This is a genomic window from Aromatoleum aromaticum EbN1, from assembly GCF_000025965.1.
In the GTDB taxonomy this organism is placed as follows: domain Bacteria; phylum Pseudomonadota; class Gammaproteobacteria; order Burkholderiales; family Rhodocyclaceae; genus Aromatoleum; species Aromatoleum aromaticum.
In genome coordinates this window covers 2,311,370-2,326,009 of sequence record NC_006513.1, presented here as the reverse complement: position 1 = coordinate 2,326,009, position 14,640 = coordinate 2,311,370, and the positions used below count along the sequence as shown (strand labels likewise).

The window sequence follows — 14,640 nt, the reverse complement described above, 5'->3', positions numbered from 1 at the left end:
TCGGCGCCGGTCGAATGGGCACAGGCCCGGACACAGGCGCAAGCGCCCGCTCCGGACCCCGCACATTTGACCGCCGGATCACAAAGCATATAATTATCGCCCAGCCGCCGAGTTAATACGACAACTTGCAGGGCGGCGCCGCGAACGCACCTAACCGGTCGTGGCACACAAGTACTGCTAAAGCGTCGCCTGCTCGACGAAATCCCCGGAGCCGGCCACGCCGGACAGCTTTGGGGATTTTTCGTTTTCAGGAGCAGTGCATGAGCAAGGAATACCTCTTCACCTCGGAATCGGTGTCCGAAGGCCATCCCGACAAGGTTGCCGACCAGGTTTCCGATGGCGTCCTCGACGCGATCCTCGCCACCGACCCCCAGGCGCGGGTCGCATGTGAAACCCTGGTATCGACGGGCCTCGTGGTCATCTCCGGCGAGATCACGACCACCGCCCACCCGAACTACCGCGAGATCGCGCAGGAAGTGATCCGCCGCATCGGCTACGACAACTCCGACATCGGCTTCGACTACAAGAGTTGCGCGGTGCTGGCCGCGATCAACCGCCAGTCCGCGGACATCGCCCAAGGCGTCAATGAAGGCGAAGGCCTCGACCTCGACCAGGGCGCGGGCGACCAGGGACTGATGTTCGGCTACGCCTGTAACGAGACGCCGTCGCTGATACCGCTGCCGATCTATTATGCGCACCGCATCATGCAGCGCCAGTCCGAACTGAGGAAGGACGGTCGGCTGAACTGGCTGCGCCCGGACGCGAAGAGCCAGCTGACGGTCCGATACGTCGACGGCAAGCCGGTCGCGATCGACACCGTGGTCGTGTCGACGCAGCACAGCCCGGAAGTCTCACACGCGCAGATCACCGAGCTCGTCATCGAGGAGATCATCAAGCCGGTGCTGCCTTCGGCGCTGATGCAGGGCGAAGTGCGCTACCTGATCAACCCGACCGGACGCTTCGTCATCGGCGGCCCGCACGGCGACTGCGGCCTGACCGGGCGCAAGATCATCGTCGACACCTACGGCGGCGCGGCGCACCACGGCGGCGGCGCGTTCTCCGGCAAGGACCCGTCGAAAGTCGACCGCTCCGCCGCGTATGCCGGGCGCTGGGTGGCGAAGAACATCGTCGCAGCAGGGCTCGCCGATCGCTGCGAAGTGCAGGTCGCCTATGCGATCGGCGTCGCCCGGCCAGTGTCGATGATGATCGAGACCTTCGGCACCGGCAGGATCACCGACGAGAAGATCGTCGAGCTCGTGCAGCGCCACTTCGACCTGCGTCCGAAGGCGATCATCCAGGAGCTCAACCTGCTGCGCCCGATCTACGGCAAGACTGCCGCGTACGGCCACTTCGGCCGCGACGAGCCAGAATTCACGTGGGAAGCAACCGACAAGGCGGCAGCGCTGCGGGCCGACGCAGGCCTTTAGCCTGCTTCGCTGCACGGCAGTTGACGGTCGCCGCGGGGGCGCGACACTGCGCTCCCGCTCTCCCCGGTCCGCCATGGCGGGGAAATCCTGCATTGACCGCCCACAATAATAATATTGATTCGCATTAGCATATAGAAATACAATTCTCCCCCTCACAGCCAGCCACTCCGCCCTCTCCAGCCGGATCGCCAGCCAGCCACGCTTCCGACCGGAGTTCCGATGTCCTCTCCCCCTCCCGGCGCGCCATTCGTCGCGCGACGCCTGGCCGTGGCCGCCTGCCTCGTGGCCGCCCCGCATGCCTACGCGCAGAACGCCCCCGCCGACGAGCAGGTGCTGCAGTCCGTCGAAGTCAAGGCCGACTGGCTGGGCCCGGCGACGCCCGAGCAGGTCCGCACGTACAGCGGCGCGCGCAGTGTCGTCTCCGAAGAACAGCTCCACGAGCGCGGCGCGCTGAACGTCGAAGACGCATTGCGCGTCGTCCCGGGCGTGCATGTGCTCGACGAAACCGGCACCGGCATCCTGCCGAACATCAGCGTGCGCGGCCTGAACCCGCTGCGCAGCGAGCGCGCGCAGATCCTGCTCGACGGGTACCCGATCGCGATCGGCCCCTACAGCAACATCGGCCTGTCGCTGTTTCCGATCACGATGGCGAGCGTCGAGTCGATCGATGTCGTGCGCGGCGGCGCGGCGGTGCACTACGGGCCGAACAACCTCGGCGGCGTGCTGAACTTCGTCACGCGCCCGATCCCGGGCGAGTTCAGCCAGACGCTCGCGCAACGCGTCACGGTCGCCGAGGAAACCGGCAACATGCTGAGCGACACGTATTACCGTGCCGGCGGCTTCCTCAACGACGACCTCGGCCTGCAGCTGCAGGCCAACACGCTGCGCGGCGACGGCTCGCGCGAGCATTCGAGCACGAAGGTCAACAACTTCATCCTCGACGGCATCTATTTCGCCGACGCGCGCAACGAAATCCGCGCGCAGCTGCAGTACTACGAGGTCGATGCGGACCTTCCCGGCGCGCTCAGCCCGGCGGCGTACCGCGACGACCGGACGCAGTCGCAGCGTCCGAACGACGGTTTCGACGCGGACATGTTGCGCGGCACCCTGACCTGGGTCTTCACGCCGAGCGCCGACACGCAGTTCGAATGGCGCAACTTCGCGCACGACGCCGACCGCACGTTCTTTTTCGGACAGAACCTCAGCGGGACCGGCAACGCGTTCGATCCGGCGCTTCCCGAGACCCACGTCGCCGACTCGCCGCGACTGTTCAAGGTCTACGGCACCGAGCCGCGGCTGAGCCATCGCATCGGACGGCACACTTTCACGCTCGGTGCGCGCTACGTGAAGGAAGAGGTCCAGTTCGACGTCAACCGGACCGCCCTCGCGACCGGCGCATACAGCGCGGTGCGCGCGTGGGACTTCGACACCGACGCGGTCGCCGTCTATGCGAGCGACACGATGCGCTTCCTCGACGACCGCCTCGCGATCACGCCCGGCCTGCGCTATGAGGACGTGCGCATGGACTTCCACGACGAGCGGAGCGGGGCCGCAGGCGACAATCACGCCGAAGAAGTCCTGCCGGGCTTGACCGTCGGCTACCAGACGACCGACCGCGTGTTCCTCTTCACGAACGCGCAACGCTCGCTCGTGCCGGTGCAGACCGCACAGGCCACCCGCGACGGCGACGTCGCGAACGAGACCGCGTGGAACTACGAGGTCGGCGCCCGTTTCGATCCACGCCCGGACGTGTCGACGCAGGCGACGCTGTTCCGCATCGATTACGAGGACCAGATCCAGTTCAACGCCGGCGCCGCGCGTTTCGAGAATCTCGGCGAAACCCGCCTGGAGGGCGCCGAACTGCAGGCGATCTGGGAAGTCGGCGCGAACACCCGGTTGTCCGCGACCTACACCTATCTCGACACCGAGCAGCTGAACGGGCCGAATGCAGGCAAACAGCTCCAGAATGCGCCCCACCACCGCGTCAGCCTCACCGCGGACCACACGCTCGGGCCGTGGGCGTTCAGCGGCAGCGCGAGCTACGCAGCCGAGAGCTACAGCGACGCGGCGAACACGCGCAAGGAGACGGCGAACGGTTCAGCTGGAAGACTGCCCGACTATGTCGTCGTCAATGCTCGCATCGGCCGCGAGCTCAAGCTCGGCCAAGGGCTCGACGCCACCATCGGCCTCGCGGTGAACAACCTGTTCGACGAGGAATACTACTTCCGCGGCGTCGACGTGAGCCCTGTCGGCCGCGTGCCCGGCCCTGGCCGCAGCTTCATCCTCGAAGGGCAGCTGAACTTCTGATCCGCGTTGCGCGGCGCCCGGCCGGGCGCCGCGCAGGGGCCAGAAAGGCCGCGCCCCTTCAAAACCTTCCCGTCCTACTTTTCGGAGCATATCCATGCGGCTCAAGCCCCTCGCCCGCCTGATTCCCGCCGCGGCGCTGTTCGCCACCCACGGCTCCGTCCTCGCCGCCGACCAGCAGCTCGAAGCGGTTGAAGTCTTCGCCAGCGATTCCGCCTGGCGCGCCGGCAGCATCGGCGTCGGCACTTTCCGCGACACTCCGGCGAAGGAAGTGCCGATGACGGTAAACATCGTCGATCGCGACCTTCTCGATGCGCAGCAGGCCAACAGCCTGTACGAGGCGCTGAAGAACACGGCCGGCGTCACGCGCGCGCAGCTCGGCGCGACCGCCTACGACAACCTGTCGATCCGCGGCCTGCTCGTCGAGAACCGCTCGAACTACCGCCTCAACGGCGGCCTGCCGATCGTCAACCTCATCGACCTGCCGCTCGAGAACAAGGAACGTGTCGAAGTACTGAAAGGGGTCGGCGGCCTGTATTACGGTTTCGTGCCGCCTTCCGGAATCATCAACCTCGTCACGAAGCGCGCCGACAGCACGCCGGTCACCGCAGTTCAACTGTCGACCGATGACAACGGCAGTGCAGTCGTCGGTCTCGACGTCGGCCGGCGCTTCGGCTCCGAGGGCCAGTTCGGCGCACGCGTGAACATCGTCGGCGGCGAGCTCGAAAGCGCCGTCGAAGATGCCGACGGCGACCGCCGCCTGGTGGCCGGTGCGTTCGACTGGAACGTCACCGACCGCTGGCTGCTGAAGCTCGACGTCGAGGACATCACCAAGGACGTCGTCGAGCAGTCGAGCATCCTCGCCCTGCGGCCCGTCAACGGGGAAATCCCGCTGCCGCGCATCCCGAACCCGGAGAAGCTGATCGCGCCCGACTGGGCGAACTACGACGCGGAGGAGCAGAACGTTCAGCTGCGCAGCGACTTCGCGCTCAACGACAACTGGATCTGGACGGTGGAAGCGGGACGTTCGAGGCTCGAGCGGGACCGCAACTTCTCGCAGATGCTCAACTACGACGTGGCGACCGGCGAGGGCACGCTGCAGATCTTCCGTGGCCAGGATCAGGAGTTCATCAACCGCAATGCGCGCACCGAACTTGCCGGCCGGGTCGAGACCGGGCCGGTCAGACACGATCTCACCGTCGGTTATGCCCGCAACGTCCTCAGCCAGTCGCTCGGCAACACGGTCACGGTCAACGTCGCGCAGAATCTCTACAATCCGCGCGACATCCCCGACACCCCGGTGACCCACGGTGCGAATGCTCGCCATTCCCACACCTACGACCGCGGCTGGTACGTCTTCGACCGGGCGGCGCTCGGCGACTGGCTGCTGATCGCGGGCGCCCGTGGCAGCGAATTCGAGTTCGAGCATGCGACGGACAACCGCCAGGACTACACCAAGCGCAAGGTCAGCCCGACCGTCGCAGCGGTGTGGAAGCTCACGCCCGCGACCAACCTCTACGCCGGCTACCTCGAAGGCCTGGAAGATGGCGGCATCGCGCGCCCTACTGCCCTGAACGCCGGCACTTCGCTTGAGCCGCTGGTGACGCGCCAATGGGAAGGCGGCGTCAAGACCGATTGGGGCGGTGTGCAGACCAACGCGGCGTTGTTCCAGATCGAACGGCCGATGAACGGCGAGATCAACAACATCTACCAGCGCCTCGGCGAAGCTCGCCTGCGCGGCGTCGAGCTGTCGGCCGGCGGCCAGATCTCGCCGCGCTGGGGCATCTTCTCGTCGATGCAGTGGATCGACGCCGAGTTCACGAAGGCCGAGAACGACCAGAGCATCGTCGGCAACCGGCCGGCGAACACGCCCGAGGTCACGGCGAGCCTCTTCGTCGAACATCGCCTGGCGGCGATCCCGGGCCTCGCGCTGTCCGCGGGTGCCTACTACACGGGTGAGCGCGAAGTGAATCCGCAGAACCAGGCCGAAGTCAACGCCTATACCCGTTACGACGTCGGCGCCCGCTACCGTACCAAGGTCGCGAGCAACCAGCTCGACCTCGTCGCGACCGTGGAGAACGTGACCGACAAGCGCTACTGGGCGGCTGCCGGCGACAGCAAGGTCAACTCGAACAGTGCCCTCCTCGCAGTCGGCATGCCGCGCACGCTGCGGCTGTCCGCGAAACTCTCGTTCTGATCCCTCCTCACCGATCCCTGTTGCCAGAGAGCGTTTCGTGATCCACCTTCATCCCCGCCCGGCGACGCAGCGCGGCAACGTGCAAAAGTGCCTGCGCCGCGTTCACGCGTGGTTCGGCCTCGCAATCGCAGCGATGCTGCTGCTGTTCGCGGTGACCGGCTTCCTGCTGAACCATCGGGCGGTGATGAAGATCCCGGCGCTCGACCGCAAGGAGGTGACGCAGATACTGCCGCTCGAAGCCGGGCCCGCTGATCCGCAGGCGCTCGCCACGGCGCTCGCGCCGGCGCTCGGCATCGAGGCCGCGGCGCTCAAGCCGCGCATCGAGCCTCCTCGCGCCGTGAGCTGGGGAAATGGCGAGGTGCGCCAGCCCGAGCGCTGGACGCTGCGCGCCGACACCCCTTCCGAAACCGTGCAGGTCGAATACTGGCTCGGCAGCGGCCAAGCCGAGGTGAAGCGGACGAAGCCGAACCTGTGGCTGTACCTGGCACGGCTGCATATGTCGATCGGCACCGGGCCGACGTGGATCCTGCTATCCGATGCCGCCGCGCTCGGCCTCGCGTTCCTCGGCCTGTCGGGCTTCTGGTTGTGGGGACGGCTGCACGGCTCGCGGCGCAAGCTCACGCTGCTCGCGAGCGCCGGGCTCGTCCTCACCGGCACGCTCGCCTGGCTCGCCGGGTAGGCACAGATTTTTTCTGAGAACTTCCTGCTTGCGTGACGCAGGACCGCTGTTCCCGCGACCCGGTCACCGCCCGCCGCAAGGGTGGCGGTCCGCGCCGCAGTTGCGGAAATCGCCGAGCGGCCGGTTGAAGGTGTACTCGAGCGGCTTGCCGACCAGCTCGCGCGCAGCCTCGTCAGCCGAGCCGGTCGGCGCGGTGAACGGCAGCGAAACAATGAAAGCGGCGATCCCGACTACCGAACCAACGAAAGTCAGCGGTCGCACGAGGACGAGATCGACGATCATGCCGCTCCCCCGGTCGCCGAGCACTGCGTCATCGGCCTGCGCGAACGCCGGGCTCGACGAGCACAGAAAGCCTGCCGCCAGGCTCGCGATGAACAGTTTTTTCATGACTGACTCCCTGGTCAACTTCCGCCGCCGGCGTCAGTGCGACGCGAACGTCCGGTGCTTGCCGTCCGCATCGAAGCTGACGACATCGTAACGCTCGGAAGGATACGCCCCTTCCATGCCCGGCGAGCCCGCCGGCATTCCCGGCGCCGCGATGCCGGCCACTTTCGGCTTTTCGGCGAGCAGGCGCCGCACGTCCGCTGCAGGCACGTGGCCTTCGACGACATAGCCGCCGATCTTCGCCGTGTGGCACGAAGCGAGCGCCTGCGGCACTCCGGCTTCGCGCTTGACCGCGCTCATCGCGGTGCTGCGGACTTCCTTCACAGCGAATCCGCTCGCGCGCATGTGCTCGGCCCACTTGCCGCAGCAGCCGCAATTCGGATCCTTGTACATGACGACTTCCTCGCCGGCTGCGAAAACCGGTCCGCCCGCGAATGCAGCGACCAGGCCGAGGGCGGAAACAAGACGGAGGAAGGCGGGACGGGTGTTCATATCGACTCCTGTTGCAGAGGGGTGAAATATTTCCGGCGCCGCGACCGTTGCCGTGAAGGCTTCGCGATTCACGTTGCCGTTCGTGCCATTGTCTCCACGGACGCAGCGATCGGCCTTGAGCAGCGACAAACGTCGCAGGGCGTTCCGCCCCCGTCAGGAGCGGGCCTTGCGCCGGTTCGATACCGCCGGCGCGGCAGCCGCCCCGCTACCGCTGCCCTTGCGGGCCGGCGCCGCACGGCACTCGCCACCGGAACGCGAGGCGGGACGACGTCCCGGGCGGTCGACGGCGAGCGGCACGCCCGGCTGATGCCGCGGCACGAGGCAGTTCGGCCCGCTGCCGATCAGCTCCGCACGGCCCATGCCGAGCAGCGCTTCGCGGATCAGCGGCCAGTTCTCCGGGTCGTGCCAGCGCAGCAGCGCCTTGTGCAGCTTCCTGAGCTTGCCCGCGCGCGCGGTCTCGACGATCTCCGAGTCGGCGGACACCTTGCGCAGCGGATTGCGGCGGCTGTGGTACATCGTCGTCGCCATCGCCATCGGCGTCGGCATGAACGTCTGCACCTGGTCGGGCCTGAAGCCGTTCTTCTTCAGCCACAGCGCCAGGTTCAGCATATCCTCGTCGGTCGTGCCCGGGTGCGCGGCGATGAAGTACGGCACGAGGTGCTGCTTCTTGCCGGCCTCGCGCGAGTATTTCTCGAACATCGCGGCAAACTTCTCGTACGTGCCGATGCCGGGCTTCATCATCTTCGACAGCGGCCCTTCCTCGGTATGCTCGGGCGCGATCTTCAGCAGGCCGCTGACGTGGTGGGTGACGAGTTCCCTGACGTACTCCGGCGAGCGCACCGCGAGGTCGTAGCGCAGCCCCGAGCCGATCGTCACGCGCTTGACACCCGGAATCGCACGCGCCTTGCGATACAGCGAGATCAGCGGCGCGTGGTCGGTCTGGAGGTTCTCGCAGATGCCGGGATAGACGCACGACAGGCGCCGGCACGAGGACTCGATCTGCTTGTCCTTGCACGCCATGCGGTACATGTTCGCGGTCGGGCCGCCGAGGTCGGTGATGTGCCCCTTGAAATCCGGCGTCCGGTCGCGAATCTCCTCGATTTCGTGCAGGATCGATGCCTCCGAACGGCTCTGGATGATGCGGCCTTCGTGCTCGGTGATCGAGCAGAACGTACAGCCGCCGAAGCAGCCGCGCATGATGTTGATCGAGAACTTGATCATGTCCCACGCGGGAATTCGCGCGTCGCCGTACGACGGGTGCGGCCGGCGCGCGTACGGCAGGCCGAAGACGAAATCCATTTCGGGCGTGGAAAGCGGGATCGGCGGCGGGTTGAGCCACACGTCGCGCCGTCCCGGCCCGTCGCCGTGCGCCTGGACGAGCGCGCGCGCGTTGCCGGGGTTCGATTCAAGGTGGAACACGCGCGAAGCGTGCGCGTACATCACCGGATCTATGGCGACCGTCTCATACGACGGCAGGCGCACGACCGTCCTGCCGCGCGCCTGGCGCCGCGCCGCGGCACGTTCCTCGGCCGGGACGATGCGCACCGGCTGGGCGCCGCCTTCGCCGGCCGCCGCCGGCTTTTCGGGCTCCATCGCGTATGGGTCGGGATGCGGCTCGACGCGGCCCGGACGGTCGAGCGCGGTCGAGTCCTGCTCGCACCAGTCGGCGTCCGGCAGCCACCCGGGCTTCGCGAGGAAGGCGGTACCACGCAAGTCGCGGATCGCGTCGATCGGCTCGCCGGCGTCGAGCCGGTGCGCGAGCGCGACCAGCGCGCGCTCGGCGCTGCCGAACAGCAGCAGGTCGGCTTTCGAGTCCGCGAGCACCGACCGGCGCACCTTGTCCGACCAGTAGTCGTAATGCGCGATGCGGCGCAGCGACGCTTCGATGCTGCCGAGGACGACATTCGCGCCGGGGAAAGCTTCGCGCGCACGCTGGGCGTAGACGGTCACTGCGCGGTCGGGCCGGCGGCCGGCCTCCGCGTCCGGGGTATAGGCGTCGTCCGAGCGGATCTTGCGCTCGGCGGTGTAGCGGTTGATGAGCGAATCCATGTTCCCCGCGGTGATGCCGAAGAACAGCCGCGGGCGCCCCAGCGCGCGGAAAGGCTCGGCGCTCTTCCAGTCCGGCTGGCTGATGATGCCGACGCGAAAGCCCTGCGCTTCGAGCAGCCGCCCGACGAGCGCCATGCCGAAGCTCGGGTGGTCGAGGTACGCGTCGCCGGTGACGAGCACGACATCGCACTCGTCCCAGCCGAGCTCACGCATCTCGGCGCGCGACATCGGCAGGAACGGAGCGGGACTGGCCGGCGGGCGGGCGCGGGCGAAAATGCTGGGGACGGGAGCGGCAGGCATGGTGACGGGCATTGTACTGGGACGCTCCGAGCCGCGCTTCGGTTCAATCGCCGGCACCCGGCCGGGCGTCCGATGCGCTCCGCGCGACCCGTCGCCGGCGACGGCGCCACAGCACCGCATAGAACACCGCATTGACCGCGAGCACGAAAACGCCGAGCACCGTGCCGATCGCCGGCGTCAGCCCTGCGGGATAGATCAGCGGCAGCAGGTAATGCTCGATGAAACCTTCCGTATAGCCCGCTTCGCCGGCTGCGCCGCGCAACGAGTTTTCGAGCGGCGTCAGCGGGCACACGCCACCGATCAGCTCGATCCCCGCCCCCCACGCGACGACCGGCATGTGCAGCCACGCGAGGCGCGGCCAGCGCAGCACCAGCGCGCCGCCCGCGACGACGAACAGGATGAACGCGAAATGGGCCAGGACGACGAAATCGGCAGCGAAACCCGCGAGCATTCGCTCCTCCGGCAAGTGCCGCCCCGCTCGCTCAGCGCGGCGAGCGGGGCGGCGCGAGGCGGGCGACGGGAACGCCGTGGTCCCGCCGCAACCGTCCCATCGCCAGGCGGTAGATCAGCGGGATCGCGAACAAGGTCAGCAAGGTCGAGAACCCGAGCCCCCACACGATGCTCGCCGCGACCGGCCCCCACATCAGCGACTTGCCGCCGAGGCCGATGGCGAGCGAGAACAGGCCGGCGATGGTCGTCGTCGACGTGATCAGGATCGGCACCACGCGCCGCCTCGCCGCATAAATGGCCGCGTGCTGCACCGTCATGCCGGCCACGCGCCGCTCGTTCGCCGCGTCGATCAGCACGATCGCGGAGTTCACCGCGATGCCGGCGAGCGCGATGACGCCGTACATCGTGTACAGCGACAGCGGGTTGCCCGATACGAGAAGGCCGAGCAGCACGCCGGTGAACGCGAGCGGCACGGTGACGAGGACCATCAGCGGCTGCCAATAGCTACGGAACTGCGTCGCGAGGATCAGGTAGATCAGGCCGACGCCCAGCGAGAACAGCGCTGCCATCGAGTCCAGGCTTTCCTGGATGTCGTCGAGTTCGCCCGAGAAATCGAGCTCGACGTTCGGGAAGCGCGGCTGCAGCTCGGCCCAGGCCGCCTTCAACCGGTTGTTCGCCGTCAGCGTATCGATCTCGTCCTGGTCGAGGCCGGCCTCGATCGTGATCGCGCGCGTCAGCTGATAGTGCCGTATGTAGCCCTTCGAGATGCGCGTTTCCGCGTCGACGAGCGAACCGAGCTGCACGCTGCGCCGCACATCCCCTGCGTCGCGTGGCAGCGGCACCGGCCGCTGCAACAGTTCCCCGACATCGGTCAGCGTCTCGGGGCGCGCGCGCACGACGACTTCGACTTTCTCGCCCTCGTCGCGCGTCGTCGCGACCATCTCGCCTTCGCCATACAGGCGCAGCAGGCGCGCGACTTCGCCCGGCGCGACGCCGGCCCGCGCAAGCTTCTCGCGGTTCAACACCAGCCGCAGTTCGGCGCGGCCCGCCACGTCGTCGTCGGTGAGGTCCTTCACGCCGGGGATCTTCGCGACTTCGGCGAACAGCGCGTCGGCGGCGGCGCGCAATTCCTCGTAGTTGTCGGCCTTGACCTTGACGCTGATCGGCCGCGCCGTCGGCGGCCCTCCCTTCAGCTCGAGGAACGAGAACTTCCCTTCGCCCTGCAGCGCCAGCACCGGCTCGCGCACCGCGGCGATCACCTCGGCGGTGTTGCGCAGTTCGCCCCGGCGCGGATTCAGCGACACGATCACCTGGCCATACTGGTCGCCGTACAGCGGTTCGGTGTCGGTGAACTTGATACCCGCATACGCGGTCACCGAACGCACCTCGGCCGGGTCGAGCGTCTGCTGCACGACCTGCGCCGCCCGCTCGGCCTCGGCCAGCGTGCGCTGCAGCGTGACCCCAGCCGGCATGTCCAAACTGACATAGAACAGGCGCACCGGGTCGAAGGCGAAAAACTGGATCTTCACGAGCCCTCCCGCCAGCGCCCCGACCGCGCCGGCCATCACCAGCGCCAGCGCCGCGAGCGCGGTTTTCGGCCGACGGAAAACGCGCACGAGCAGGCGCGAGTACTTTACGCGCAGCCAGTGCGTGAAGTACTCGCGCCGCGCCTGCATGCGGCTGCGGCGCTGCATGAAGTCCGGGCGCAGCGCGAGGATGTGCGCGGGGATCATCCAGAACGCCTCGACGAGACTGACCGCCAGGCCCGCGGTGACCACGAACGGCACGAGGAACATGAACTTGCCGAGGATGCCCGGCAGCAGCATCAGCGGCAGGAACGCGGCGATCGTCGTCAGCACCGACGAGATCACCGGCAGCGCCACTTCGCGCACCCCTTCGACGATGGCGACCTCCGCCGGGTCACCGCGCTGCAGCCGGTAATAGATCGCCTCGACGATCACCACCGCGTCGTCGACGAGCATGCCAAGCGCAATGACGACGCCGAGCAGCACCGTGAGGTTCAGCGTCGAGCCGATCAGATCGACGAGCAGGAACGTGCCGGCGAGCGCGAACGGCACGCCGAGCCCGACCAGCAGCGCGAGCCGCGGGCCGAGGAACAGCCAGCACAGGCCGAGCACCAGCACCAGGCCGAACAGCGCGTTCGACTCCATGACGCCGATCGCGTCGCGCGTCATGTGCGTCTGGTCGTCGACCATCACCAGCTGCACGCCTTCGCCGAGCAACAGCGGATTGCGCTCGGCGGCAAAGCGCTTCAACCGGTCGACGAGCTCGAGCGTGTTGCTGCCGGCCTGCTTCGTGATCGACATCATCACCGCCGGCTGGCCGTTGTAGCTGACGAGCTGGCCGGTGCGCTCGTGGCCGCGCGCGACCCGCGCGACTTCGCCGAGCGCGACCCGCCCATCGGGCGTCACGACCGCCGCCTGCGCGAGCACTTCCGGGTCCGGCGTCTTGCCTTCGAGGCGCACCAGCCACTCGCGGTCCTGCACCCGCATGCGCCCGCCGAGCGTGTTGCGGAACCACGCCGCGACGCTGTCCGACACCTGCACCGGCGACAGGCCCGCCGCAGCGACGCGATCCGGGTCGAAGTCGACGTGCAGCTCCGGCTCATCGAAACCGACCGCGATAACCTGATCGACGTCGGCGAGCCGTTCCAGATCCTTCTTGATGCCGAACGCCGCGCTGCGCAGCGTCTCGCCGCCGCCGGCGCCGTAGAGCACCAGTATCGCCGTCGGGAAGCCATTCGACGTCGTGATCTCGACGATCACCGGCTCGGTCGCCTCCGCTGGCAGTTCGGCCTCGGCCTTGTTCTGCACCTCGCGGCGCAGGTCGTTCACGCGCTTGTCGAACTCCTGCTCGCCGATCTCCTCGAAACGCACCAGCAGCGATGACACACCCTCGCGGCTCGACGACGACACGAACTTGATGTCCTTGACCTGCTTGATCGCGTCTTCGAGCGGACCGGTGAGTTCGCGCTCGATATCCTCGGCGGAGGCTCCCGGCAAGGTCGTGATGATGTTGACCCAGTTGAAATTGATCTCCGGGTCCTGCGCGCGCGGCATCGTCAGGTAGGTCGTGATGCCGCCGAGCAGCACCAAGGCGAACGCGATGTTCGCGAGCGGGTGATTGTCGATCAGCCGCCGGTACCAGCCGCTCATTTGCCGTTTCCTGCCGCGCCGTTGGCGCTCAGGCCGATCGCAAAGCGCCCCTCGTCGATCACCGCAGTATCGGCCGGCCAGTCGACGGCCGCCGGCCGCCCTGCCTCGGCGTCGGGCAGCGCAACGAACACCGGCTTGCCGTCACGCTCGACGTAGGCGCCGAGCCCATCAGCGCGTTGCTGCAGGAAGGCCGGCGGCAGATGCGGCACCTGGCTGCGCCAGCGCACCTCGCCGGCGAGCCCCGGCGCGAGCGCTGCGTTCGACGAGAACACCGCCTCCTGGGCCTGCCCGCCCGGCTCGACGACCGGCGACACGCGCAGCAGGCGCAGTGGGTGCGTCGCGCCGCCGGCCGCGAGCTCCCACTTGCCGGCCGCGCGCAGGCTGCCGATCTGCGCCGTCGGCACGCGCGCCCGCAGCTCGATGTTGTCGGTCGCCGACAGCACCAGTAGCGGCGTGCCGGGCACGGCGAGGTCGCCGACGCTCGCGATGCGCTCGCGCACGATGCCGGCGAAGGGCGCGCGGATCGTCGTGCGCGCGAACTGCAGGCGCGCCGCCTCGACCCCCTGGCGCGTCGCGGCGAGTTCGCTTTTCAGCACTGCGAGTTCGGTTTCCCGGATCCTGAGCGCATCCGCGCTGATGAAGCCCTGGTTGGCGAGCGCGCGAGCCTGGTCGAGCTGCGCCTCGGCGAGCTTGACACGATCGCCGATCAGCCGGCTCTGCGCCGCGGCGCGCTCCACCTCGATGCGGTACGCGGCGTCGTCGATGCGCGCGAGCTCCGCGCCTTTCGCGACCGCCTGCCCGACGCGCTTCGGCAGGCTCTCGATGCGGCCGGAGACTTCGGCGGCGATGCGCGCCTCATCGACCGCCACCACGTGCGCCGAGGCGCGGAATTCGGGATACACCGCGACTTCGGACAACGGGCGGGCCGACCATTCGACGGCCGCCGCAAAGCGGGGCAACAGCGCCGACAATATCAAGACAAGGCACAGGAGACGCTTCATGCGGGATTATCTTCTCGTTCAGTGAACGCGCGCAGCAACCACGGCGGACGCCGGACGTGCGAGCGCGCAGCGGGATTGTCATCGCCCCGCCGACAATCGTCCAGTGGGGACGATCCGGCCGGCGCGACCGGCGCAGTGTGCCACGGCCGGCGGAAACGCGCCCGGCCGGTGGCCCGTCGCC

The 14,640-nt window shown here is 68.0% G+C and carries 10 protein-coding genes; 4 read left to right on the top strand and 6 right to left on the bottom strand.

The window, feature by feature from the left end; translation table 11 throughout:
* The first annotated feature begins 260 nt into the window (after positions 1–260).
* The 4 genes from metK to EBN1_RS11080 all read left to right on the top strand — a co-directional run bounded on the left by metK (position 261) and on the right by EBN1_RS11080 (position 6,607).
* Positions 261–1,427: a methionine adenosyltransferase gene (gene metK, locus EBN1_RS11095; RefSeq protein ID WP_011238047.1), complete on the top strand. Its 1,167-nt coding sequence runs from the start codon at positions 261–263 to the stop codon at positions 1,425–1,427.
* 219 nt (positions 1,428–1,646) lie between these two features.
* Complete coding sequence (locus EBN1_RS11090) at positions 1,647–3,734, top strand: TonB-dependent receptor family protein (RefSeq protein ID WP_011238046.1); 2,088 nt, start codon at positions 1,647–1,649, stop codon at positions 3,732–3,734.
* Positions 3,735–3,828: 94 nt separating this feature from the next.
* Positions 3,829–5,928 carry a TonB-dependent siderophore receptor gene (locus tag EBN1_RS11085; protein WP_011238045.1) on the top strand — a complete coding sequence of 700 codons (2,100 nt, stop codon included), beginning with the start codon at positions 3,829–3,831 and terminating at the stop codon, positions 5,926–5,928.
* Positions 5,929–5,965: 37 nt separating this feature from the next.
* Positions 5,966–6,607 carry a PepSY-associated TM helix domain-containing protein gene (locus tag EBN1_RS11080; RefSeq protein ID WP_011238044.1) on the top strand — a complete coding sequence of 214 codons (642 nt, stop codon included), beginning with the start codon at positions 5,966–5,968 and terminating at the stop codon, positions 6,605–6,607.
* A gap of 63 nt (positions 6,608–6,670) precedes the next feature.
* On the opposite strand, the gene EBN1_RS11075 is transcribed toward EBN1_RS11080, so the two are convergent.
* The 6 genes from EBN1_RS11075 to EBN1_RS11050 all read right to left on the bottom strand — a co-directional run bounded on the left by EBN1_RS11075 (position 6,671) and on the right by EBN1_RS11050 (position 14,459).
* Positions 6,671–6,994: a hypothetical protein gene (locus tag EBN1_RS11075; RefSeq protein WP_011238043.1), complete on the bottom strand. Its 324-nt coding sequence runs from the start codon at positions 6,992–6,994 to the stop codon at positions 6,671–6,673.
* A 33-nt stretch (positions 6,995–7,027) separates the two neighbouring features.
* The gene (locus EBN1_RS11070; protein ID WP_011238042.1) at positions 7,028–7,483 is read right to left on the bottom strand and encodes a DUF411 domain-containing protein; all 456 of its coding nucleotides are present in this window, start codon (positions 7,481–7,483) and stop codon (positions 7,028–7,030) included.
* 153 nt (positions 7,484–7,636) lie between these two features.
* Positions 7,637–9,760 (bottom strand): YgiQ family radical SAM protein, encoded by a 2,124-nt coding sequence (locus EBN1_RS11065; protein WP_049780371.1) that lies wholly within the window; start codon positions 9,758–9,760, stop codon positions 7,637–7,639.
* 115 nt (positions 9,761–9,875) lie between these two features.
* A complete protein-coding gene (locus tag EBN1_RS11060; RefSeq protein WP_011238040.1) occupies positions 9,876–10,283 on the bottom strand; it encodes a DUF2784 domain-containing protein in 408 nt (135 codons plus the stop codon).
* A 31-nt stretch (positions 10,284–10,314) separates the two neighbouring features.
* On the bottom strand, positions 10,315–13,458 hold the full coding sequence (locus tag EBN1_RS11055; RefSeq protein WP_011238039.1) for an efflux RND transporter permease subunit: 3,144 nt from the start codon (positions 13,456–13,458) through the stop codon (positions 10,315–10,317).
* Positions 13,455–14,459, bottom strand: a complete 1,005-nt coding sequence (locus tag EBN1_RS11050) for an efflux RND transporter periplasmic adaptor subunit (protein WP_011238038.1) — start codon at positions 14,457–14,459, stop codon at positions 13,455–13,457. Before EBN1_RS11050 ends, EBN1_RS11055 begins: the two co-directional genes overlap by 4 nt.
* Positions 14,460–14,640: the final 181 nt, after the last annotated feature.